Here is a 22,493-nt window from a genome sequence, read left to right on the forward strand (position 1 = left end):
TGAACCTCTTGAACGCGCTTGCGACTGAACAGTGAAGCAGGGAACAGGAAGGCTAACACTTTTAGTCAACAGGACCGATCTGTAAGACTTGAAGAAGATGATCTTGGGAAATTTCCCAAGAAGTATCGGAAATTTCCCATTTGGACACCGAAAACTCGCCAGCACACTCGTTGCCCCCTCCCCTCGGTGTAGATGTGCGATGCGAGACTTGACAGTTCTGGTGCTGGAGGACGAGCCGTTCCAGCGGCTGGTTACCGTGACCGCGCTTGAAAAGCTGTTGCCGGGGACGGTTCTGCAAGCCGCTGACGGCAAAGAGGCAGTCGCGACCCTGGAGGGCTGCGAACAGGTGGATATTCTGCTGTGCGACCTCAAGATGGCCGGCATGGATGGCCTGGCCTTCCTGCGACATGCCACCAGCAGTGGGAAGGTGCGTGCGGTGGTCCTTTGCAGTGGGCTGGATCCCGTCCTGCGCCAGGCTACGGTACTGATGATCCATTGCCTTGGTTTGACCTTTCTCGGGGACCTCGGCAAACCTTTCAACATTGGCGGGTTCAGCCAACTGGTCAACCGTTACCAGATGCTATGCAAAGTCGAGCCAAAGTTGTTGTCATCGACTGAAATGCCGTCCTTGAACGCAGTGCTGCAAGGCCTGGACAACGGCGAATTCGAAGCCTATTACCAACCCAAGGTGACCTTGCAGGGCGAAGTACTTGTTGGTGCAGAAGTACTCGCGCGCTGGGTGCACCCAGAATGGGGCGTCCTGGCGCCGGCACATTTTTTACCGGTGCTGGAACAGCACAACCTGATCGACAGGATGTTTTGGCACTTGTTCGAACAGGGCTTGGCCCTGCATCAGCGAATGAGCGCGCAAGGCATGATAATCAGCCTGGCGTTCAATCTGCATCCAGCCCAATTAGCGTGCAGCACTCTGACTGAACGTATCCCCAGAATGCTCAAGCGCGCGCGCGTGCCCGCCACTTGCATCATCTTCGAGATCACCGAATCGGGACTGCTCAGTGCGCCAGCCAACAGCCTGGAAAACCTTGTCCGGTTGCGTATCCTCGGCTGCGGCTTGGCCATGGATGATTTTGGCGCGGGCTATTCATCGCTGGATCGGCTCAGCGAGTTGCCGTTCAGCGAGATAAAACTGGATCGCGCGTTCGTCAGCAAGATGCAAAGCCAGCCCAGGAGTGCGGCGATCATCAGTTGTTCGGTTGCACTGGCGCAGGCACTGGACATCTCGCTGGTCATAGAGGGCGTTGAAACCACCGAGCAACGCAATCGCCTGATCGGGCTGGGTTGTACCACTGCGCAAGGATATCTGTTTGCCCGCCCCATGCCGCAAAATCACTTCATCGACTACTGTCGGACCCTTCTGATCGCTAATGCAGAAGCACTGAATAAAGGCAAAGGCTTTGAACTATAATCCAGTCAGCCATGACGGCTCTGCTGTATCGCGAAGCGCGCACACAGGCCCCTCCTGCATACGACTGGCTCCAGTCCCCTCAGATTCACTCGGCCGCTTCCCAATGTACTTACGCCTTCTCTGGCTGATCTTGTGCACGTTGTCATCAAACACGCTCGCACAGGCTGCACTACCGTCGTTCGCGCCCCATCTGCTGACCAGCCAGACGCACATTGATCGTCAAGACATCGGCATTTCCACTCAGGACTGGCGTTGGCTGCGCCACAAAGCCGAGCTCAAGATCGGTGTATCGCCTGACGAACCGGCGCCGTTTTCGGTCAATGCCGAGAGCAATCAATATGAAGGTATAAGCGCTGACGTCGCGGCATTAGTGGCACAACTGCTGGTGCTCAAAATCAAAATTGTACCCTTCGCCAGTGCTCTAGCCGCTGAGCAGGCACTGGAAGCAGGCAGCATCGATGTCATAACCCGTCATGGCAGCTACGAGTCGAACCGCAATCTTGTTTTCAGCAATCCCTACGCGCGTGACCGGCTAGCGGTGTTCAAGCGCAACGGAGAATTACGCGAATTGCCAACCGACCTGGTCGGCATGCAGGTGGCGGTCACCGGCGAGCATCTGCAAGCGTTGCAACATCGCTACCCGAAAGCTGAATTGCAGGTGTATACCAGTCATGAACAGGCCATCGCGGCGACCGCGTTCGGTCAGGCCGATGTCTATGTCGGCAACCTGTTCAGCGCCTACTACCAGATCAACCGGTCGTTCTATGGCTACATACGTTTTGAACGCTTCAGCGATCTTTCTTTCAGCGGCTACAGCTATGCCATGCGCGCGGACAATACACGATTGCAGCGCCTGCTCAATGTCGCCATTGACACCATCGGCAGCGATCGACTGAACACGTTGGCCAAGCGCTGGGTCGGCAACAGTTTCATTCCCGACGAAGAACCCATCGGCCTGACAATGCAACAAATGCGCTGGATCGAGCGTCATCCGGTGGTTCGACTGGTCATCAATGACGACATGGCCCCAGGTGCTTATTTCGATGCCAACGGTGTATTTTCCGGGGGTGTGGCTGATCTGCTTGACGTGATAACCCTCAGTACCGGACTGCAGTTTCAAGTGATTTCGCGTAGCGGCGGCTACCCACAGATCATTCAAGCCTTGCACAAGGGCGAAGCCGATCTGGCGTTGATGACGGCCAGCCCTGAACGAGAAGAGTATCTGCGCTTTTCCACACCGGTGATCAACGGTCCCTTCGTGTTGCTGAGCAAAGATGATCAACGAGGTAAACTGGAAAACCTGGCTGGCAAGCGCGTCGCCATCCCTAGCGGGCATGTCGCAATACCGCAATTGCGCAAAAAATTCCCCAAGGCCATCGTGATCGAAGCCGGTGGCACGCTGGACTCAATGAACCTGCTCTACGAAGACAAGGCCGATGCCGCCGTCATTGCATTGCCCGCAGCGCGGTACTACATCGAACGACTGTTCCGCGACGAATTGATCATCAACCATGTACTTGATTTAGGCCCCAGCACCGTCAACTTCACCTTGCGTCGCGATGATGCAGAACTCCAATCCATCATTGACCAGGTGCTGCTAAACCTGGCTCCGGATGAACTCAGTGCGATCGCTAACCGTTGGCGCTCTCCCCCCGGAATGAGCGGTCAAACGTGGATAGATTACGAACGGGTGATCCGCCAGGTCGTCCTGGGGGCGGCGTTGCTTTTGTTGTTGGCGTTATTGTGGGTGTTTTTTTTGCACCGCCAGATCAAGGGCAGACTCAGGGCTGAACGCATGCTCAATGACCAACTGCAGTTCGTCGAAGCGTTGACCGACTGCATGCCGCCACCGCTGCATGTTTGTGGTATCGATGGTTTCATCCTGTCGTGTAACCGCAGTTTCCTGAGAAGTGTCGGCTTGGACAAAAAACAAGTGTTGGGCAAGACACTGAACGAGTTGCCTGCCGCCAACTTCAAAAGCCCGTCCCAGCTCCTCGACAATTACCAGCAAGCGCTGCTCGACGGTCAGACCATCGAGTCGACCCAGATCATTGAGCTGCAAGGCAGGGCGATATCCATCAGCCATTGGGTACAGCCTTTCCATGACTCCCAAGGTGCAATCAAAGGCATTATTTGTGGTTGGCTGGATATCACTGAACACCACCAAATGGTGCTGCAATTGCAGGAAGCCAAGAGTCAGGCTGATTGCGCCAGCAGGGCAAAAACCCGTTTCCTGGCCACTATGAGCCATGAAATCCGCACGCCGATGAATGCGGTGATCGGCATTCTGGAATTGGCACTCAAACGCGCCAACAACCATCCCATCGACCGCGCCAGTATTGAAATAGCGCACACGTCGGCAAAAAGCTTGTTGGGTTTGATCGGCGATATCCTCGACATTGCCCGCATCGAATCGGGGCGCTTGAGTCTGTCACCGAATCGCGCCAATTTGCGCGAGCTGATCGAATCAGTGGTGCGTGTGTTCGAAGGGCTGGCCCGACAGAAACGCCTGCGTTTGATTCTGGAGATCGATGCGAGTCTGAACTGCGATGTGCTGGTCGATGCCCTGCGCTTCAAGCAGATCCTCTCCAACCTGATCAGCAATGCGATCAAATTTACCGAGGAAGGGACGGTCACGATCAGCATCGTGGGCGCTTTCATCGATAGCAATAGGCTGCACATCAGTCTTAGCGTTGAAGACACCGGCGTTGGTATCAGTACTGCCGATCAGCAGCAATTGTTTCGCCCTTTCGCGCAAGTGCAACGCAATATGCCGCACACCGAAGGCACCGGGCTTGGTCTGTTTATCTGTCGCTCGCTATGCGAAATGATGGGCGGCCAATTGCACATGAGCAGCACGTTGGGCCGCGGTACGCAGATCAACATCGAGTTACGTGTACAAGTCCTTGAATCGCTCATGCCCCCCTTGCTGGTGCCACCGCAGCCGAAGCAGCGTTACAGCTTGCAGGTATTGGTAGTCGACGATCATCAAGTCAATCGCCAGGTGTTGTCTCAACAGCTGCAGTATCTAGGCCATGAAGTGACCGAGGCCGAGAATGGTCAGCAGGCCTATGAGTACTGGAGTTCGCTCCCGTTCGATATCGTCATCACCGATTGCCAGATGCCAGTCATGAACGGCGCAGAACTAGCCAGAACCATTCGGCGAGAGGAACTGCAAAACGCACTGGACGCTACTGTGATCATCGGCCTTACCGCTGATGCCCAGCCCGAAGAAATTGAACTGTGCATTCGCGCAGGTATGACCGACTGCCTGATCAAGCCAATGGGTATCGATGAACTCGATTCGCACTTGCTGATGCACCATCAGGCCGACGACTTCGATCTACCCACGGAGGCGCAACTGCCCGAAGCTTCGGACTCGGTGCAACTGGTTGATCTTGGCCCACTGGAGTTGCTGATCAGCAGCGACCCCCTCAAGGTCCGGTTGATCCTCGATGAGTTGATCAAGAGCAATCGCAAGGACTGCCAACTGATGCTTGCGTTGCTGCAAGAGGGCGAGATCGAAAAACTTGCGGAACTCGCTCATCGCATCAATGGCGCAGCGCGAGTAGTAAAAGGCGAGCACCTGGCTCAATGTTGCCGCAGGCTTGAAGTGGCGTGCATTGATCCAAACGTTTCCTTGGCCCATCTTAGCGAGCTGGTTAACCAGCTGGGGGCGGCCATTGATACGCTTGAGCAAGCGTTGCTGGGTCTCAACATAGGTTGACTTGCATCAGCCGAGTAAGTCCAGCGTCGCCTTAACTAAAAAATCTACCCATTCTTTAACCTCATCATCGCAGACCTTTAATGTTTGCCGGTGCTCAGCGCGTATGATTCAGCACTGCTGCAGCGTAACGCCATAGTCGTCACTGGAAACTTGAGCCGCTTCGTTAAGCCGCTCACGCAATGCGGCAGTGAGCTGCCGCTCCACCTCCCATGGATCCGACAGGGCTGCGAGCTGCGGTGCTAATTGCGGCGACAAGCTCATCAGCGAATGATTGAGAGACCGAGCCGTTTCATACGCGGCCTTCTGCACAAAGCTGATTTCCACCAGCTCACCCTGTGCCTTGCGAAACTCCATCTCTGCCATGCGCGCCAGGTAATGCTCTCGATGCGCTCGTGCTTTCTGAAAGTCTGGAGTCTGCCCATGAGCAGGATCAGCGGGTGGCGGCGCAGCCATGTTAGTCGGCTCGGATTGGGCTGCGACGTGGCTGTAAACATCACGCTGAAGCCGCTCCTGTTGGTGGCGAGCGGCGACGGCCGCCTTGCTCGGGTCGGCGGTGTCGCGGATCAACGCTTCGGTGGCCAATACGTCGACCTGCTTGCCATTGGGCGACAGCACCAGTCGACCGTTCTCCTTGAGCCAGGTGATGTAACTCGGTGACCGGCCGATGTGCGCGGCGAAGGCGCTCTTGGACAGGTACGTGGCTGCGGTCATAAGCCCTCCTTTTCAGCGGCTTTTCAATGAATCCTTTCAAGATTTCAGTGGATTGAAATTTCAGTAAGCTGGCGGGCTTCCCACTAACAAGATCCCGCGGGTTTCCGACCCCGTGTCCTTTGAAAGTCCTCAGGGTCCCCGACGTTTTTTGGCAGTCCCAGCGAAAGCAGAGGACGCTGTCGGCAAGTGTTTCGTTGGCCAAAAGGCTGTCTTATCGAAAATTGCCGCATAACGTTGAATCGTTAAGTCTTTGGACAGTTCGTAAAGCATTGCAGCCTCATGTTGTAGCAAGCCGATAATTTCGACGACGCTGTTGGCCTCAGCAGCGGTGAGTTTGCGGAGGATGCTCAACAGGTCAGCAGCGCAGTTTTCATTTACCGACGCGGACTCAACCAGTCTCAGCTGTAAATTCTGAATGTCACGCAGAGGCTTCATATGCTTGTCCTTCGTCATGCGAGTTAGCGATCGCTTAACCCCCGACTTTCATGGAAGGCAGAAATTCTTCCTATCAGACTGTTCCTAAAATCATGTGGGAAACTTCTCCTACTCACCTCACTTACGTCGGCCAGTCAGCCAGCTCTGCATCCGACTGTGAAGCCCATGCCACTTCGAAAGACGGACATCCCTGCGTACGTTTCAGCTAGAGAGAATCCGCGAGTTCGATAACCCGTGTAGGGGGCGGCCCTCGGGGAGGACCCGTGAAATCTGCGCCCTGCCCGGCCTGCCCGACTCATACCTTCGGCTCGGCCTCGCTCAGGTCCAGCCGCTTGGCCACCCAGCGCTCGTACAAGCCGATGGCGACATCCGCGCCGGCCATCGCGGTCAGGCAACCCAGCGCACCCGCTGTCCAGATCGACAGGCCCGCGCCGAACAACAACATCATCGCCGACACGCCGCAAACGATGCAGGCACCGGACCGAAGTGCTAGCCGGCGCAGTAACGACCAGCCTCGCGCCCCATCCTTGTCAGCGCGCCACATCTCGCCGGACACACCACCAACCAGGGACAGCGCAATCACCAACCAGATCGGCATCTATGCCAGTGCCTGTTGCTCGTTCGTCATCGCCCTGCCCCTTAAACAAAAAGACCCGGCGCAATGGCCGGGTCAGGTGGTGGGTGGCCTGCCGCGCTTTGCGGTCGCACCCATCGAAGATAGCCCCTTTTTACAGGTCGATTCTGGTGGCAGCAAGACCGTTTTAATGCCTTCCGGTGAACGGCTGGCGAATGTCGGTGAATATCTATCCCGGCTGTCTTTTGCTTTTCTGGCGTCCCATACGTCCCACCTTTCTAAAACAAGGTGGGACGTCTGAAAGCCCCGCAGATTGGGGCTTTGCCCCACCGTCCTACTTTTATCTCTCTTTTCTCGTGTATAGAGAGAATATTTAAAAACACGCGTGCGCGTGAACACGCGCATTGATGCCCGCTACGCATACACGGGCGGGAGGCATGAAAAAGGTGGGACGGTGGGACAGCCCAAGAACGACGGGGCCTGCGCCCGTCCTACCACCGCAAAAAGCAGTGGGACGGAGGCAGGCCAGTGGGACGGCGTGAGCCAGAGTAATGCCCACGATCAAGCCGCTTCCATCAGGAGGAAGTGCTCAACCACGATGTGAGCGTCATGCAGGCGCTGGTAGTAGAGGTTGCGTGTGCAGCCACTCTCAGCCAGACGCGCAGTCAGAGGCGCATCAGGCTGGAAGTAATGCACCTGGACCACCGTCATCAACTCGGGATCAAGGCGTTTCTTGACGATGCGCTCGATGTCCAGGGAGGCCTCCAGCGGCACCCTGCTCCCGCGCCTGCCGCGCAAGAGCTGAGCACCGCTCTCCATCATCATCGCGACCATGTTGCCGCCCGAGTAACCGGCGGCGACCTCATCGCTGTTGGGTTTAGTTGCATAGGTCCGGGATCAGAAAACAGATGTGATCTCGATGACCGCAAACTTCTGACCATCCTCAACTGGGACTGCACACATGGTGCGACGACCTTCGTCGTCCGAGTCTATTTCGACGCTGACTGAAGAGACTTCAGTGACTTCAAAGGGGCGCACGAAATAGCCCGGTACTACCACGCCTTCATCCTCACAAGCAGCAAGGACCTGCAGATTCGGATCCAGCTTTTGTAACTGCTCTATGAGATCCTTCACCTTCATTGTTGATGCTCCTTATGTCTGCCGGCCACTGCCGAGAAGCCCTCTACGTAACAGCCCGAACACAGAGGCACTAGCGCCAGAGGCAAAAAACCCAGCACGGGGATGGGTTTGTACGGGCTAACTAACCAATCTGCTTCAGTACATAGGTCTGGTCATTCTGACCATGGTTAACTATCCATTCCACTGTCCGGAATGGTGCGAGCGGTCCCCTCACCCCTTGCGGGTCTACCAGATGATCGCCCGCCAACCTGAAAATCGGCCCTCCTGGAGCGATAGGCACCCCCGTTCCATCGATCAAAATCCCAATAGGCTCTTGCGCTGCAGGGTTCTTGAATACCCCCCAGCGCCCCTGCAAATAGGTTTGGTTCATATCAATTTCCCATTAAAAACATCAGTGGCAGAAGAGTGCTTCAAGATGTCCGAACGGGCAAGAGTCTGTGGTGCGCTCCGCGAGGATCTATGACTGGCATATTAAAAAAGCCCTGCGCGGGGCTGGACTATTTCTGAGGCAGCTTTCGGCCAAAAGCGGCCGTCCGTGAGCCGCAGCTTTCGGCTAGAAATAGACGTTCAACGCTAGAATTAAGCGGATGGTAAGCCGTCCAACTGGATGAATGATTAGGGCGCATTCCAGTCAATTGTGATGTCACCTGTGTTAACGAAGAGAGCGACCTCCGCAATCGAAAACTGGATGCCTCCCATTGCGGTCACTGCATGCCAGTAGCTGTATTGCCAAATTTCTGGCGATACGTGGACGCAGCTTCCATGAGCACACACAAAATATTTTCCCGTCTGAATATATCCGTTGAGCGCATCGCCCCCAAAGATACTGGCTGACCGCTACGAAGGTGAAAAAGTTGAGCAAGGCAAGCACTAGCGTTGGGTACAAAACCCACCGTGCTCGATTCGACAAACTCTTGAAAGTGAGATGCGATTTCATGAGCCCGAATTACTGAACACACGAACCCTTGGGTCCGGTTATACGACCCTGATTGCGTCCAAAAACCTAGACGCCCCCTATTCTGGTTGGGACTTATCTTCTCTTGAGACTGGGGACTGCTTTTTTCTGAGAAATAAATAAGTCTCCTTTTTCAATGACAAAAGCTACCGTTACAGTAGCTTCTGCCAGCGACAACTTATTTTTTTGAAGATTTGCTAGGTTTCAAGTCGGGATTGTTTCCTTGCGTGTCTTTATTATCACGACGACGCTTGTCAACTTCACCGGTGGATTTAGCGATTGGTTTTGGGCCTGGTTTAAGCGCCATAAGCTTTCTCCTAAACGTTGATATTGATTGTGGTTTTTGCACTTATCAATTTCTCATAAAGTAAATTTCCCCTTTGCCCTCCTACCAAGGTTGGTTTCTTAATTCTATGGCCAGCGCACCAAATTCAATTCCTTGATTCGAACCGCCATGGCACTGTCAGATACTCTGAATTGCTGAGCCAAAGAATTGATTGCCTTGCCGTTGAATCTGGTACAGCGAGCCAAAGCTATTTCTCGGTCGAGTGAATTTTGCGAGGCATAAAGAAGGGAATTTGGATCGTTAGCGTTCAGGTGAAAACAACTGACGTCGTTAAAATGAAACTGCCCCTTGCATCCAAATTGGGTTTCAAACCGAGCAATCACAAGCTTAGGGGGCATAAGGAAACACGCTGCGAAATAATCCGCTTCGCGCTCAATCAGAGGTTTGGTCGATAGTGAGTGATAGCCGCCTATCGGCCGGTCCCTATGCATAATTTCTTGCTCATGAAGCAGGAAATGGCCTATCTCATGAGCTGCTGTGAAACGGCGTTCATGTAATGGGAATTCGGTAGAGACTGCGATTTTTCCGGAGCGCCGATCAAATATCCCAGCTGCTTGGAATTTCTGACCTTGTGGAGCAAATCTTGTGGAACCAAGGGTCGGGAGCTCCAGATACGTCAGTCCCAACAGTGAAGCCGCAACTGCGGGATCGAGCATGCTTAATAGTGGAGGTTGTCCGCCAGGCCACAGAGCTTCCTTGTGTGCCCAAAGGCCTTCGTGAACCCAATGCGCTGCTTCTTGGATGTATTCTCGATCCATTTCGCCACCACCACATATTGTGCTAGAAGCAAAAATAACCACAATATGTAGGACATTCAACCATCTCGCCGTCAGATTTGGATCCAGCTGACGAACGGCGTTGAGTAGGTCAAGCTCATGAGCAAACCACCATGCAGACGGTTTCAGGGATCGAGCCTTCCGGAAATAATCAAAATGGACACGAATTTATTTTTTCGCTGATTTTGGTATTGGGAGTGGATTGGTTGAGTGGGTGGATGGAGCCGGGGCCGGTGAGTTAAAGCGTAGGTTGGGAAGCCTCTGAAACTGGATACGGGCAAGTTTCCACAAGTCCGCTTTCGGCCAATATCAGTCGTTTCTGGGCTGCAAAAATGAATCTGTCTCCGTTTTCTCTCTTGATTGTTTTAGGCACCTAGCTACATTGATAGCAAATTGATATTCCTCAGGCTTTCAAGGACGACCCATGCGCATCCAGCACGTAGAGATATCGAACTTCCGAAAGCTGCTTTCTGTGCGAATTGACTTCGCTAACGAGACCACACTGCTCGTAGGTGCAAACAACAGCGGAAAATCCTCCGCCATGCTGGCACTACGGAGATTTTTGGTTTCGAAGGCTTCTGCTTTTCGGCTCCAGGATCTGACTCTTTGTCATCTCGCCAAGCTGGACGAGATGGGGAAGGAGTGGGAAAACCCGCCAGCAGACTTTGAAATTCCTGCAGCCAAGGACTGGGCCGACTGGCTCCCCAGTCTGGATATCTGGGTCTCGGCAGATCAAGGAGAGTTCCACTTCATCCGCGATCTCATTCCCAGCTTTGAGTGGCGCGGGGGGCTTGTGGGAATGCGCTTTCTGCTTGAACCAGATGATATGAATACGTTGTACACGGACTATCGCAAGGAGCGCGCGAGGGTTGCAGAGCTTGAGGACGCTCTAGGGAAGGAAGACCCGCCTGGTAGCCCGCTGACACTATGGCCGCAGAGCCTTCATGATTATTTGAACCGTCGACTGGGAGATAAATTCAAGATTCGGTGGTACCGCCTAGATCCAAAACAACTTGAGAAACCTGACAAGTCGACTCGAATGGCGCAAATGCAGCAACTGAGCCCTACTGCCCTGCCCTTGGAAAGTAATCCTCTCAGCGGATTAATTCGAGTCCATGAAATTAATGCACAGCGGGGATTCGGCGACCATTCGGACGACAATCAAGGCGATAGCACTAGACCCAGTGGCGCTCGAAAACTCTCGGAACAGCTCAGATCCTATTACTCCCGACACCTTGATCCAGGTGACAGCCCCGATATCTCAGATCTCGAAGCTTTGCGGGCGATAGAAGCAGCCCAGTCGGCATTCGATACGAAACTAGGTAGCAGCTTCGAACCCGCTATTAGAGAGGTCGAGGGATTGGGCTACCCAGGCCGAAATGACCCACGTATCAAAGTCGCAAGTCGCTTGGCAACAACTGACGGCATGAACCATGAAGCGGCCGTCCTGTTTGAGTTGGATTCAATCCAGGGCGCCCCTGGAGCACCTCCTCTTCACTTGCCAGAGACCGCTAACGGGTTGGGATATCAAAACCTGATATCCATGATTTTCCGGCTGATGAGCTTCAGGGACGAATGGCTGAGAAAAACCAGGGCCGCCAGCACGGAAGTAATAGACCGCGTCGAGCCCATCCACCTCGTACTTATTGAAGAGCCTGAAGCCCATCTTCATGTTCAAGTGCAACAAGTGTTCGTGCGGCACGCCTACCAAGTTCTTTGTCGAGACGCTTTGCTTGAACGCTACCCAAATCTGAAAACTCAGCTTTTGGTGAGCACGCACTCCAGCCATGTAACACATGAAGTGGAGTACCAGAACCTTAGGTATTTCAGGCGACTCCCAGCTGGGATGTATGACATCGGTGTACCGGTGTCGACGGTTTCTAATCTCTCTAACGTGTTCGGCGAGGGAACAAAGACGAAGGAGTTCGTAACCAGATATCTGCGGGCACAGCATGCAGACATATTCTTCGCCGATGCCGTCATCTTGGTAGAGGGTTCAGCAGAGCGAATGATGCTGCCGCATTTTTTGCGAAATAAGTTTCCATTCCTTGACCGCTGCTACATCACAACCCTCGATATCGGTGGCAGCCACGCGCACCGGCTAAGGCCTTTAATTGACGCCCTGGGCATCCTCACACTGGTTATTACAGACCTCGATGCAGGGCTAAACAAAGCTGCAGTACCGGTGCAAAGAAACGCAGATCAGATTACGAACAATCCGACATTGCGGAGCTGGATGAAGCTGATGCATCTGGGCACCACAGTGGATGAACTTCTTGAGCTGCCAGCGAACAAAAAAGAGCACCAAATCGACGACCTGTACTCGGTACGCGTTGCCTATCAAACTCCTATTTCCACCCACCTTCCCGCTACTGGTGAAGCAATACAAGTTCTTCCAAATACCTTTGAAGACAGCTTTGTGCTTAGCAACGTCCGTCACTTTGCGGAAAAGACAGGGAGCACTGGTCTGATGAAGGCTTTCTTCAAAGTTTTAAATGAATCGCAAACATCTGAAGCCGTCGGGAAAGGGTTTTTCAACGAACTACGCGAAGGAAAGAAGGCAGAGTTTGTCCTGCTCGTGTTGGGGGATAAAAACTTTTCCAACCTCGAAATCCCTGTATACATCAGTGACGGCCTCAACTGGCTTGAGTCCAAATTGCGAAGCAAACAAAAAGAGCTGCTGGTAATTCCGCCCGAGGGCGCGGAGGTGACGCCATGAGCGAAGCAGCTGCTGCAGATGCCGACACCATTATGCAGGCTTGCCTGAATCTGGCAGACCCAAAGAGTTTTTTTCTTTACGCAGGTGCTGGCTCAGGAAAAACCCATTCACTCGTCGAGGCTATCCGCGAACTCAAAAGTCGCGAGCGAGAACGCCTGACGTTCGAAGGCCGGCGCATTGCGGTGATCACTTACACAAACGCAGCCTGCGACGAGATTCTTCGGAGGTTAGAGTTTGACCCACTAGTGGAAGTCTCGACTATTCACGCGTTCGCATGGTGCTTAATCCAAGGATTCGACAACGAGATCAGAGAGTGGCTAAGGATCAAACTTCCCCAAGACATCGAAAAGATCGAGGGTGAGCTAGCACGCTCGAGAGGCGACAACAAAACCTCTCGAGCAAACAGACGGAAGCTACAAAGCAAGATACGCAGACTTGAGAATCTCGACGAGATTACGAAGTTCATCTACAGCCCCACTGGCGACAACAGAGAGCGACAAGCACTCAATCACGATGAAGTCATCAAGTTAACTGCGGCATTCGTTTCTGAACGCCCGTTGCTGGATGTTCTCGTAGACCGTTACCCAGTTGTATTGATCGACGAAAGTCAGGATACCCACGCCCCAGTAATGGAGGCTTTTCTGAAAGTCCAGCAATTGGCGAAGACTCGCTTCTGCTTGGGGCTGCTGGGCGACACTATGCAACAGATTTACGGCCATGGAGTAACGCGCCTTGATAAAGCGATACCGGGTGACTGGCTGAAACCTGAAAAGGTCGTTAATCGCCGCTGCCCTCGTAGGGTTGTAGAACTTATCAACGTGATTCGAAGCACTGCAGACACCCATCAGCAGACCCCCATGCCTGATGCCATTGAAGGTTTAGTGCGCATGTACTGCATTAGCGAAAACCAACAGGCACCGAATCTTGAGGAAGGAATCGCTCATTCAATGGCTGCACTCACCGGCGACGGAGAATGGGCTACCGGCCCTGAAGGCCGGAAGACCTTGATCCTCGAACATAAGATGGCTGGACGGCGAATGGGGTTCGAGAAACTGTTCACGCCCTTACATGCGGTTGAGCACCTTCAAACAGGCTTGCTGGATGGAACCCTGCCTGCACTTCGCGTTTTCAGCGAAGGCGTTCTTCCCATCCTCAACGCTAAGAATGATCCCTTCCTCCTGCTTGAAGCCGTACGCTCTCGTTCTCCCTTGCTGAGCAAGGATGTTATGCAATCAACAGGAGATCAATCGGCCCACATACAGCGCGTAGAGAACGCGACACGAGCTCTGCTCTCTCTTTACGAAAGAAGCGATCCAACACTGAGCGAGGTCGCAACGCTTCTGCTGCAAACTCAACTGCTTGATGTCCCTGAAAACCTGGTTGGGGCAATGGTGTTAGGAGCTCCTGGTGAGGCTCCAGATCCTGAAGATACGAACGCGATGACCAACTACGCCTACCAGCAATTTCTGGAGCGTCCATTTTCGGAGCTGGCAGCCTTTGCGAGTTACGCGGATGGCCTTTCAGCCTACGGCACACATCAAGGGGTGAAGGGGCTGGAGTTTCCACGAGTCATGGTTGTCATCAACGATGAGGAGGCAGGCGGCTTCTTATTCAGCTACGACAAATTGCTGGGTGTAAAAGAACCAACAAAGACTGACCGGGACAACGAGCGTGACGGCAAGGACAACGCACTAGCACGTACGCGTAGGCTGCTTTACGTGACATGTAGTCGGGCTGAAAAGAGCCTGGCGATTGTCGTATACACACCCCAGCCTGCACTCGCCAAGCAAAACGTTGTTGCTGCTGGCTGGCTTAAGGAGAGCGAGGTCGAAATCCTGTGAGACCTGCTTCTTAGGATTGAATCGCCCGAGTTGCGTAGACGCTTCCGGGTCTCACAGTGAGTCTATATGAGCGAGCCACTTTGTCTGAGCGGGCCTTCCACCAAGGTCTGCTTTTGGCCGAAAACGGCCGTTTGAGAATGGCCGCATTTTGGCCGATTGATGACGGCCTCAACGATTCCTAGCATAGCCGTAATCGCATGATCGCATCTGTTATCGCTTTTGCGTTTGCATCCAGTGCCCCCAAAGCAGCGACGGCGTTATCAGCGGCAATGTCTGCGCCATCCCCTGAAATCCAATGAGTGATCTCTTCGATAGCCGCACCGAGCGCATGCTGGTTGTGCAGCAGCAGCGTCAGCGCATCGGCAGTGGCGATATTGGAATCCAAGTTACTTGGCATTTGTATCGTCCTTGAATGATAGGTCTGAAAGGTCAATTCCTGTTTACCAGAAGAGATTAGACCAAGCATCTTTGCTGGCATTAGCGGAAGTGTTATTAGTTTTTTGTAGTTGATACCGGTTTTTTTCGGGATCTTGGCTTACGCCTGGTCTCGGGAATCTGACGAGTCTGAGTCAATTGCTGGTCAAGGGTTTCAGCCCGGGCTAGCTGCGCCGCGGCATGCTGCTGTGCTTGGCTTAGTTCGCGCTGGGCCAACTCCAGCTTTCGTTGCAGGTCGTCATGCTTTCGGCTGGCGGCCTTCAACTGGTTTACTGCGGCCTTCCCCTCCTCTCGGGCGCGATCGATCTCGCGATGGGCGCGATCCTCAACCCCACGCAGATAACTGTCCTGAGCTGTTCGCTCCTGTTCATGCTTCTGTCGTAACGCCTCGAAATCCTGCTGAAGTGCCTGGTTTTGCCGTTGGGTATCAAGCCGCTCGCACAACAACACGTCACGCTGCTGTTGCAGCTCCTCAATCTGCGTCTGCCGCTGTACCAGCAGCAGATCCAGGTCAGCTAACCGCGATTCGGCCGCCTGACGCTTGGTCACGGCCTCTGTGACCTGTTGGCGCCCCTTTGCTAAATCCTGACGCACTTGATCCTCGACCGTCGCCAGTCGTTCACGCTCGGCCTCCAGTACTTCGCGCTGCTGAGCCAACGCTTGTTCGGTCATACTTGCGCTAAGTGAATCGCTTGCTGCCATACGGCAACGAAGGCTCGGGACACCTCACTAAATAACGCCGGCAGTCGCTTTTCTCCGTTCAGGCGTTCGGCCAAACGCGCCCACCAAACATCCAGCAACCCGCCAACTCGCGCCGGACTACCTCGACCCAATTCCAGACGCACGCGCTCCACCGTTGGCCGCTCACCACGGGCTAGCACCGTATCCGCCGCGGCAAACACCTCGTCTTCCGGTACTCCTACTGCCATCGCTGATCTCCGCGTATATTAGGTCTGATAATTGAATGTTATCCGAGTTTGTTTTTTGGATACTGCAAATACGATACGTTTAACGTATTAAGTCGTACGGTGCAGGCATCACTCCGGCAAACGCAATAACCTGGGTGTTCATCAGAAATGTGAGCTGTATCATTTGAATTGGGAGAAATCTCCACCAAGAGAAATTGAAGGTGGCGCTTACTCTTCAAGGAAATTGATTATGCAAACATGGATTCTCGCATTGCCAAAAGTGTTGACAAGGCAAGCCTCGAGCAATAACGTACGACTACTTGCTCTGGGATTCGCGGGCGTGAAGCCTCCACCCGGAGACCCAAGAAAAGCTCACTTTGATAGTGGGCTTTTTTACATTCGTAACACGGCGATTGGCCTATCAAATGCCCCAGCTCAGATGCTGGGTTGGGCGGTACTCGACACCGCATAGTGACTCAACGCCCTTCCTGTTGAGTACCCATTGATCGCTTTATAAATCCGTCAAAAAAAGGTATTGCGAAAACCGTATCACCATGACTTGGGCCAGAGATAAGCCCTTTCGCGATCAAGCTGCGGCGAACTGATGCGACCGCTTTGACTCTATTATTTCCCATTCGATCGGAAATCTTTCCCGTACGATTTTTTTCCGGGCAAATATCAGCCATGGCCTGAAGGTACTGTTTTTCCCTCGCATTAAGGAGGTCAAAGCAGATCCGAAAAAATCCTTCATCCAGGGATGCTAAAGTCGACCTCAATACGTTTTGTAAGACAGTAACCGTGATCGTGTCATCGCACGCCACACCCCATGCTTGCTTGCACCACTCCTGGATAATGTACGGATGCCCTCTGGTCTTTTCCACGATGAGGTCGACAGCTGCTGTCTCGAAGGTTATGCCCTCATTACCAGCGGGCTGAGTAATGGCTTGAGCAGCATCCTTCCCAGAGAGGAGTTCAATGCCCGGAAAATAAAACAATCGCTCGGCGTACGCCTTAGCATCGCCCGCAAGCTCACGAAGGGGGGCTAGGCCGGCGCCGACGAGCATCACTGGCAGGCGCGATAGTGAACATCGTTGCAAGGCCGAAATAAGCGTGCCCAATTGACTCTTCTCAAGATTATGAGCGTCGTCGATAAAGATCACTAATGCAGTTCCTCTCGACTTTGCTGCCAGCCCGGCGCACTCGAGGGTCGTGCTTAGATCCTCCAATCGCCCTCCATTGCTGGGAGGTTCCCCCTCTGCCTCAGAGCTGGAATCAACTTGTATGCTAGTAAGCGCTCCCTTGAGAGTCGATGCGGAATACGCAGTTTGGTGACAGACGCCTTGCTCGATGGCTGTCGGAGCGGAGATGCAACTGACGCACCGCAAGAACTCACGCAGCTGAATAGCCAATACGACGGGCGTTGATAATGTTTCATGGCTCGTAAGCTGAAGGGTGTAAACGCCTTCCCTTTCCGCGTCGAGCCGCATTTGCTGCAGCAATACAGTTTTACCCACGCCGCGCACGCCGACCATCAGCACGCTCTTCGCAGATCGCCCAACACGAAGTCGAGCGATCGCAACCCGCACCGTATTACGCAACGCGTCTCGTCCCGCCAGTATCGGAGGGGGCAAGCCAGCACCGGCAATGTAGGGATTGTGAGCGAGGTTCATCGGTGTATCAAAGCCATTTGGTCCCATACCTCGCGAGGGTTACTACACTAGCTGCAGAGTGAGGTCGCCCTTGGCCAGTCCACAGAGTCGTTAGAAAAAAGGGGGGCATGAAGCCATTGACCAAAGGAACGCTCTCCCCAAATTTCGAAATCTCATGTCCTTCTTAATTAGTGAGTTTATCCTTGTGCGATAAGCTCTTTAATTTCAAGGGGCAAAGAGCGGGAGCCATATGATCTGTACACTCACTTGACTGGGACGTGTCGACGGATTAAGCATGTTTCTATTTCAACCAGTTCTCTTGGGGGGGCTCGTTTTCGTCGCCGTAATAGCCCTCGCCTTTTGCACGCTCATTTTTCCAGTAGCTTATGATTTCATTGATACTTTCTACGTTGTGCGACTCTATCTCCCAAAAGTCAGATTGCCTCCAATCATCGAATATCTGCTCTTGCAGGATGGTCGCAGCTACCAGGGGATCCATATGAGGATCAATCAACTCCTGGTGGCTTTGGCCGCCATTCAGCCATTCACTAGCGCTATATCCGTCGGGCAGGTTGCAAAATCGCCACCATCCGCGGTATGTGCTTGAGGATCGAAGAGCGCAGTCGGTGCAAAAATCTATCTCATCCTTTTCTGTCCAAACGCCCTTTTTGATCATGAAATCGCGGTCTGCATCACGATCCAAAAAAAACATTTCGTGCATCAAAGGATCATTTTTCACCCAATCATAAAATTCACAGCCGATGTCCGATTTTCCCCAGCGCAGAACCGTTGATATGACCGCGGCTTTCGTCGGGCCAAACACCCAATCATACTCATTCAAAAATTTCGGTCTCTCTGAGCTTTTTCCCTCGCAAGCGAAAGCAAATTCGTCCTGATACGTGCTCCAAAATTCCTCCAACTCATCTAGCGTTCGCAAGCGGACAAAAAACGCTCCATGTTCAAGGAGCGTACGCTCTGGCAAGTCGATGCAGACGGGCGACCGTGGCGGTTTGATTTTCATAGAGGTGTCAATCTCAAAATGCGTCGTGCCTCCTCATTTGACGCCTTCCTTTTGTCAACACTATGGACGGCGTCCCGTCTCTGGCATTGATCCTCCCGCTGGGCGACGTTATCCGCGTCCGCAAGCGCCGTCATTGGAGGTGTGTTTGCCAATGGCCAATGAACGCCGTCATTTTCTTAATGCAGACACCAAATCGCCAGAAAATGAACACTATAGATTGTAGCTCTATAGAGTTCAAAAAGGCTTCATCGTTCCTTTTGTGGATAAGCAAAATGGAACTCAGGGAAGCATTTGCCATTGCGTTACGAAACTCGCGGATTCGCCACGGCTTGACCCAAGAAGATTTCGGAATCGTCAGCAGCAGGACGTATCTCAGTACGCTTGAGCGTGGCCTTAAGAACGTCACATTGGAAAAGGCATCGGAGCTTGCCCACAGAATGGGGGTTCATCCGCTTACCCTCCTTTTTGAAAGTTTTTTGATCCTAGATTCGGATACAGATTTTAACTCACTGCTTGAACGTATTCGGTGCGAGATCAACACGGATCCAAACTCATAGCTTGCAGCCGGTTATGCAGAATTAGCGCGGAGCGAAATCTGGTCTCTCGTACTTACTCAGATGTCTGGACCTTGCGCGCCTGACGACTCCGTAGGCGCTCCCTATAGGAAAATCTTCAGATTGCCCCGATGTCGAACCTGCCAGATGGACAAATCGTTCCGGAGCCACGGCAACTACCGCCGACCAGTCTCTCACCGCGGCGTATCTGCAATGTCCTGAAGCGCCGCAGCATCAGAATGCTAACCCTCGTGTTAACTGAACCAGTATCTTCTCGATCCAGCGGGTGCCTCGGATAGTGGAAAGAGTCGCGAATCGTCGCCCACGCACCTGCCTCGTTATGAAGCTTCGAGCGGAATTATCTGGTCGCGCTCCAACCGGATAATGTTGCCAAGATCCCACAGGCTCTGCCATTGTTAGCCGAGTGACCAGCTTTGATCATTCAGTGGATTTTCCGATCGGAAGCGTTCGAGAAGATATGAAGTCTTTTAGCCGCATACGATAGACAATAAAGGAATTCTTGCGCCAAGCTTCAGTAAACAAAGGGTCCCTCTTGATTCGCCATTCGCTTTGCACCTTTCGCGACCGGCAGCAATCACCATGACTACCAGTGCTTGCTATCCGTCCGTATAGAACTCAGCACGAGCGTAATGAAAACTATCCAACGACTGAATGAGAGTCATACGATCATGAGCGAAAGCGAACGCTGGACAGTCAAATGCCAAGAGGCTTCCGATGGATCTGGCGACGTAATCGTCGATCTGCCCCCAGAATTGCTTACCCGATTAGGTCTAGGCCTTGGGGACGAGTTGACCATCGAAGTGGTAAATGGCGCGATAGTCCTCAAGCCGAAGCGAAATACAGCGCCTTCCCCCTGTACTCAGCCCTAGCCCGCGGAGCATCCTTAGCTTCAGCAGGTTTACTCAGGCGCCAACGTCTTGAAACCAGCAAGCACGACAAGATTTGCGTCCGAGTTTGAACGTGCGAGTTCTGCGCAGGGGATTTTAGCCAGACAACTTGATCCCCGCCAAACTCACCTTTCGGTTAGAACACTATTGTCGATGGGCCGGATATGGACACTCCTGAGTGTCACGCCCCACTCAATCGCCTCCATTGTAGAACGAGAGTCAAGCTATGGTTACCCATTAGAGGCAGAGAGGGCTGAAAGTTAGGAGCTGCATTAGGAGTGCATACTAGCTCCCAGTGTTAATCTGATATTTCGCAACGCCTGGGGATACCACGAACCTCTTCCGTGCACGATACCAATTAAAATGTATCCTCACCTGAGCAATAAGAAAGCCCGTCGTACTTCAGATACTTTTAGCACATCCCTTCGGATTTAGCGGTCAAAAAGCTCGCTTTCAGGCCGCTCGCCTAATCTCATACCTGAGCAAACACCTGCCTGTCGGTATCGCGCTTCTTGCCGAGCGATGAACGCATCTAACTTGGGCCATTTCCCCCTAGGAAAGATACCTAAAAATTCATGTAAGTAAGCAAAATCCTCCCTGCTCAGATCTCCGAGATAAATAGTATTTTCAATTCCCGATGCTAGAGGAAAATAAACCTTAGCCACTCCACAATAGCGCTCGAAAGTCGAGAAATATCGCTGCGAAATAATCTCGAGCAGCATACCCAGCAGCAGCATACTTCCAAACCTACTACGAGGATCACTAAGTTGGCAGCAGATAAAAAGATTTTCTTTGAAGGTAAGTAGATCAGAGTGTTTTTTCACCCTTCCCTGGTGAAAAAAAGTTCTGGCGACACCTGCATCAGTACGCCCATTCGGTAGCTGCAAAAAAATGCAGTATAGGTGTCTAAACAGCTTACCGTCCACCTCTTGCATTTTGCCGCATTCGACTGCCAGATTCATCCATTTTTTAATTTTACTGAAACAAACATAACGCAGCCTTACAAACTTTTCGTTTTTCCAACTTGACTCAACTGTTTCTTCATTGCAAATCTGAACGTAAGCATCCCAAGCTTTGGAATAGGTTGCACGCCCTTTCAGCCTCAGCAATTCAGTTCTATGTATTCCACAGAAAACTGAGTACGAACTGCACCAATCCTGCCGCCACGCTGGAATCTTCCCCTCTCGCACATCATTACGGAGACAATCCGGGCAAAACCAATATCGATATTCCCAACTGACAAGTCCTTCATTTCGAAATCGGAAATAGACGGACATCAAATGCCGATCGACTTTCAAGATTTGACATGCTCGGACAAAAAATTCGGCATTAAAGTCAAAGTCAGGATCAGCGACATTGATAAGGTTTCCACTCCAAGTCCAACTAGGGCGAGCAAGTAACTCTGTGCGTTCAGGCATAATAGTCGCACGACTTTGACAGCACCGAAATAACCATGAACTGAAGGTTTCAGCATCACAGGGAGTTGGAATGCAGGAAAACAGATTCATTAATATCCCCATGGATTTTGGGCGGCCCATTTCAAGCACTGAATATCTATGCGTTCTATATTGCGTCGAATAGCATATGAAGCTGCGCACCTTAACAGCTCAATTGTTTTATCCATCCGACCTGAGGATATCGAGATTATGGCTCGAGTCATTTCCTCAGTATATAAATTTGAAGGGAGCTTGAGCGGCAGTAATTCTTCGATTTCAAAAAGAAACGACCTAAACGCCTCACTCTCTGTCCAATCTTCTAAGGGAAATTCGAAAAATCGTCTTTTGAACTCATCGTTTGACGACAAAGCTAGTCGGGCGGACGAAGTTCCAAATCCAAACATCTTTAATCCGTATACAGGCCCTACGAGCTTCTTTAAGATAGACATATTTGTCCGCTGCTCCTGCTTAGGTCGAAGCAGCGCATCTTGAAGCTCATCAATCACGACCCCCCATATTTTCCGTAATTTTATGGCTTCTCCCAATTCGTTGGGGATATCTATCTTAGAGTCTAATCTTGCCGAAAATTCAAATGGTAGTTGGAGTGACTTTGCCAATTCGACTCGCAGACTTTTCTTAACTGCAATTTGTGGATCTTCGGCCATATCAATAAACAACAAGCCCTTGCTATTAACTACTCGATGGCGAATTTGAGAAATAATGGCGCTTTTCCCCGAACCACCTGGCCCAATCACCAACAAGGATGGCGCCGTCTGTCTTTGGGGCACCCCCACCATATTGTTCATCATTCGGAATATTGTTTCACCAGGCTGATAGTCAACCCAGACATCTTCTTGAATAATTGAAATTCGACTTTCCGCATCCCTATCCACTAAGTGTCGACGATCCGCCCGAATGTGCTCTATATCCAT

The 22,493-nt window shown here is 52.4% G+C and carries 18 protein-coding genes and 2 pseudogenes; 7 read left to right on the top strand and 13 right to left on the bottom strand.

Going from position 1 to position 22,493, the window contains the following annotated elements; translation table 11 throughout:
* Positions 1–199: 199 nt before the first annotated feature.
* Positions 200–1,426: an EAL domain-containing protein gene (locus ACM6JQ_RS16680; protein ID WP_414894445.1), complete on the top strand. Its 1,227-nt coding sequence runs from the start codon at positions 200–202 to the stop codon at positions 1,424–1,426.
* A gap of 103 nt (positions 1,427–1,529) precedes the next feature.
* The gene (locus tag ACM6JQ_RS16685) at positions 1,530–5,153 is read left to right on the top strand and encodes a transporter substrate-binding domain-containing protein (RefSeq protein WP_414894247.1); all 3,624 of its coding nucleotides are present in this window, start codon (positions 1,530–1,532) and stop codon (positions 5,151–5,153) included.
* Positions 5,154–5,261: 108 nt separating this feature from the next.
* Here ACM6JQ_RS16685 and ACM6JQ_RS16690 read toward each other — a convergent pair whose 3' ends face one another.
* From ACM6JQ_RS16690 to ACM6JQ_RS16700, 3 genes are all read right to left on the bottom strand, one after another.
* Positions 5,262–5,864 (bottom strand): terminase small subunit, encoded by a 603-nt coding sequence (locus ACM6JQ_RS16690; protein WP_414894248.1) that lies wholly within the window; start codon positions 5,862–5,864, stop codon positions 5,262–5,264.
* Positions 5,865–5,993: 129 nt separating this feature from the next.
* Positions 5,994–6,299: a hypothetical protein gene (locus tag ACM6JQ_RS16695; protein ID WP_414894249.1), complete on the bottom strand. Its 306-nt coding sequence runs from the start codon at positions 6,297–6,299 to the stop codon at positions 5,994–5,996.
* A gap of 295 nt (positions 6,300–6,594) precedes the next feature.
* Positions 6,595–6,897: a phage holin family protein gene (locus ACM6JQ_RS16700; protein ID WP_414894250.1), complete on the bottom strand. Its 303-nt coding sequence runs from the start codon at positions 6,895–6,897 to the stop codon at positions 6,595–6,597.
* On the opposite strand from ACM6JQ_RS16700, the gene ACM6JQ_RS16705 reads away from it, so the two are divergent.
* Positions 6,827–7,174: a hypothetical protein gene (locus ACM6JQ_RS16705; RefSeq protein ID WP_414894457.1), complete on the top strand. Its 348-nt coding sequence runs from the start codon at positions 6,827–6,829 to the stop codon at positions 7,172–7,174. The two genes, ACM6JQ_RS16700 and ACM6JQ_RS16705, sit on opposite strands and share 71 nt — an antisense overlap.
* Before the next feature lie 260 nt (positions 7,175–7,434).
* Here ACM6JQ_RS16705 and ACM6JQ_RS16710 read toward each other — a convergent pair.
* The 4 genes and pseudogenes from ACM6JQ_RS16710 to ACM6JQ_RS16725 form a co-directional block, all read right to left on the bottom strand.
* Positions 7,435–7,749: pseudogene (locus ACM6JQ_RS16710) on the bottom strand (hypothetical protein); the annotation flags it as partial.
* 21 nt (positions 7,750–7,770) lie between these two features.
* Positions 7,771–8,013 carry a hypothetical protein gene (locus ACM6JQ_RS16715; RefSeq protein WP_414894251.1) on the bottom strand — a complete coding sequence of 81 codons (243 nt, stop codon included), beginning with the start codon at positions 8,011–8,013 and terminating at the stop codon, positions 7,771–7,773.
* Between the two features lie 1,133 nt (positions 8,014–9,146).
* Entirely contained in the window at positions 9,147–9,275 is a 129-nt protein-coding gene (locus ACM6JQ_RS16720) for a hypothetical protein (protein WP_256214295.1), read from the bottom strand.
* Positions 9,276–9,379: 104 nt separating this feature from the next.
* Positions 9,380–10,072, bottom strand: coding sequence for an ImmA/IrrE family metallo-endopeptidase (locus ACM6JQ_RS16725; RefSeq protein ID WP_414894252.1), 693 nt, complete (start codon positions 10,070–10,072; stop codon positions 9,380–9,382).
* A gap of 442 nt (positions 10,073–10,514) precedes the next feature.
* On the opposite strand from ACM6JQ_RS16725, the gene ACM6JQ_RS16730 reads away from it, so the two are divergent.
* Together ACM6JQ_RS16730 and ACM6JQ_RS16735 are read left to right on the top strand one after the other, a co-directional pair.
* The gene (locus tag ACM6JQ_RS16730; RefSeq protein ID WP_414894253.1) at positions 10,515–12,809 is read left to right on the top strand and encodes an AAA family ATPase; all 2,295 of its coding nucleotides are present in this window, start codon (positions 10,515–10,517) and stop codon (positions 12,807–12,809) included.
* Positions 12,806–14,650, top strand: a complete 1,845-nt coding sequence (locus ACM6JQ_RS16735) for a UvrD-helicase domain-containing protein (protein ID WP_414894254.1) — start codon at positions 12,806–12,808, stop codon at positions 14,648–14,650. Before ACM6JQ_RS16730 ends, ACM6JQ_RS16735 begins: the two co-directional genes overlap by 4 nt.
* A 178-nt stretch (positions 14,651–14,828) precedes the next feature.
* On the opposite strand, the gene ACM6JQ_RS16740 is transcribed toward ACM6JQ_RS16735, so the two are convergent.
* The 4 genes and pseudogenes from ACM6JQ_RS16740 to ACM6JQ_RS16755 all read right to left on the bottom strand — a co-directional run bounded on the left by ACM6JQ_RS16740 (position 14,829) and on the right by ACM6JQ_RS16755 (position 18,663).
* Complete coding sequence (locus tag ACM6JQ_RS16740) at positions 14,829–15,047, bottom strand: hypothetical protein (RefSeq protein WP_414894255.1); 219 nt, start codon at positions 15,045–15,047, stop codon at positions 14,829–14,831.
* Positions 15,048–15,142: 95 nt separating this feature from the next.
* A pseudogene (locus tag ACM6JQ_RS16745) lies at positions 15,143–16,014 on the bottom strand (DNA-binding protein).
* Positions 16,015–16,469: 455 nt separating this feature from the next.
* A complete protein-coding gene (locus ACM6JQ_RS16750) occupies positions 16,470–17,663 on the bottom strand; it encodes an ATP-binding protein (protein ID WP_414894256.1) in 1,194 nt (397 codons plus the stop codon).
* A gap of 280 nt (positions 17,664–17,943) precedes the next feature.
* Positions 17,944–18,663 (bottom strand): hypothetical protein, encoded by a 720-nt coding sequence (locus ACM6JQ_RS16755; RefSeq protein WP_414894257.1) that lies wholly within the window; start codon positions 18,661–18,663, stop codon positions 17,944–17,946.
* A 272-nt stretch (positions 18,664–18,935) separates the two neighbouring features.
* Between ACM6JQ_RS16755 and ACM6JQ_RS16760 the strand changes: the two genes are divergently transcribed.
* Both ACM6JQ_RS16760 and ACM6JQ_RS16765 read left to right on the top strand, forming a co-directional pair.
* A complete protein-coding gene (locus ACM6JQ_RS16760) occupies positions 18,936–19,220 on the top strand; it encodes a helix-turn-helix domain-containing protein (protein ID WP_414894446.1) in 285 nt (94 codons plus the stop codon).
* A 686-nt stretch (positions 19,221–19,906) separates the two neighbouring features.
* Complete coding sequence (locus tag ACM6JQ_RS16765) at positions 19,907–20,107, top strand: AbrB/MazE/SpoVT family DNA-binding domain-containing protein (protein WP_414894447.1); 201 nt, start codon at positions 19,907–19,909, stop codon at positions 20,105–20,107.
* A 449-nt stretch (positions 20,108–20,556) separates the two neighbouring features.
* Here the strand turns inward: ACM6JQ_RS16765 and ACM6JQ_RS16770 are convergent, their stop codons facing one another.
* Positions 20,557–21,633 (bottom strand): hypothetical protein, encoded by a 1,077-nt coding sequence (locus tag ACM6JQ_RS16770; RefSeq protein ID WP_414894258.1) that lies wholly within the window; start codon positions 21,631–21,633, stop codon positions 20,557–20,559.
* The gene (locus ACM6JQ_RS16775) at positions 21,633–22,493 is read right to left on the bottom strand and encodes a TniB family NTP-binding protein (RefSeq protein WP_414894259.1); all 861 of its coding nucleotides are present in this window, start codon (positions 22,491–22,493) and stop codon (positions 21,633–21,635) included. The genes ACM6JQ_RS16770 and ACM6JQ_RS16775 overlap by 1 nt, the downstream gene beginning before the upstream one ends.

Origin of the sequence: Pseudomonas sp. IT-232MI5 (assembly GCF_949767845.1) — a bacterium.
GTDB lineage: Bacteria > Pseudomonadota > Gammaproteobacteria > Pseudomonadales > Pseudomonadaceae > Aquipseudomonas.

Coding starts and splice junctions, on each gene's coding strand:
- ACM6JQ_RS16680 (WP_414894445.1), top strand. CDS start 200: ATGCGAGACTTGACAGTTCTGGTGCTGGAGGACGAGCCGTTCCAGCGG.
- ACM6JQ_RS16765 (WP_414894447.1), top strand. CDS start 19,907: ATGAGCGAAAGCGAACGCTGGACAGTCAAATGCCAAGAGGCTTCCGAT.
- ACM6JQ_RS16750 (WP_414894256.1), bottom strand. CDS start 17,663: ATGAACCTCGCTCACAATCCCTACATTGCCGGTGCTGGCTTGCCCCCT.
- ACM6JQ_RS16735 (WP_414894254.1), top strand. CDS start 12,806: ATGAGCGAAGCAGCTGCTGCAGATGCCGACACCATTATGCAGGCTTGC.
- ACM6JQ_RS16740 (WP_414894255.1), bottom strand. CDS start 15,047: ATGCCAAGTAACTTGGATTCCAATATCGCCACTGCCGATGCGCTGACG.
- ACM6JQ_RS16730 (WP_414894253.1), top strand. CDS start 10,515: ATGCGCATCCAGCACGTAGAGATATCGAACTTCCGAAAGCTGCTTTCT.
- ACM6JQ_RS16755 (WP_414894257.1), bottom strand. CDS start 18,663: ATGAAAATCAAACCGCCACGGTCGCCCGTCTGCATCGACTTGCCAGAG.
- ACM6JQ_RS16715 (WP_414894251.1), bottom strand. CDS start 8,013: ATGAAGGTGAAGGATCTCATAGAGCAGTTACAAAAGCTGGATCCGAAT.
- ACM6JQ_RS16695 (WP_414894249.1), bottom strand. CDS start 6,299: ATGAAGCCTCTGCGTGACATTCAGAATTTACAGCTGAGACTGGTTGAG.
- ACM6JQ_RS16690 (WP_414894248.1), bottom strand. CDS start 5,864: ATGACCGCAGCCACGTACCTGTCCAAGAGCGCCTTCGCCGCGCACATC.
- ACM6JQ_RS16760 (WP_414894446.1), top strand. CDS start 18,936: ATGGAACTCAGGGAAGCATTTGCCATTGCGTTACGAAACTCGCGGATT.
- ACM6JQ_RS16775 (WP_414894259.1), bottom strand. CDS start 22,493: ATGGATATAGAGCACATTCGGGCGGATCGTCGACACTTAGTGGATAGG.
- ACM6JQ_RS16770 (WP_414894258.1), bottom strand. CDS start 21,633: ATGAATCTGTTTTCCTGCATTCCAACTCCCTGTGATGCTGAAACCTTC.
- ACM6JQ_RS16720 (WP_256214295.1), bottom strand. CDS start 9,275: ATGGCGCTTAAACCAGGCCCAAAACCAATCGCTAAATCCACCGGTGAA.
- ACM6JQ_RS16725 (WP_414894252.1), bottom strand. CDS start 10,072: ATGGATCGAGAATACATCCAAGAAGCAGCGCATTGGGTTCACGAAGGC.
- ACM6JQ_RS16685 (WP_414894247.1), top strand. CDS start 1,530: ATGTACTTACGCCTTCTCTGGCTGATCTTGTGCACGTTGTCATCAAAC.
- ACM6JQ_RS16700 (WP_414894250.1), bottom strand. CDS start 6,897: ATGCCGATCTGGTTGGTGATTGCGCTGTCCCTGGTTGGTGGTGTGTCC.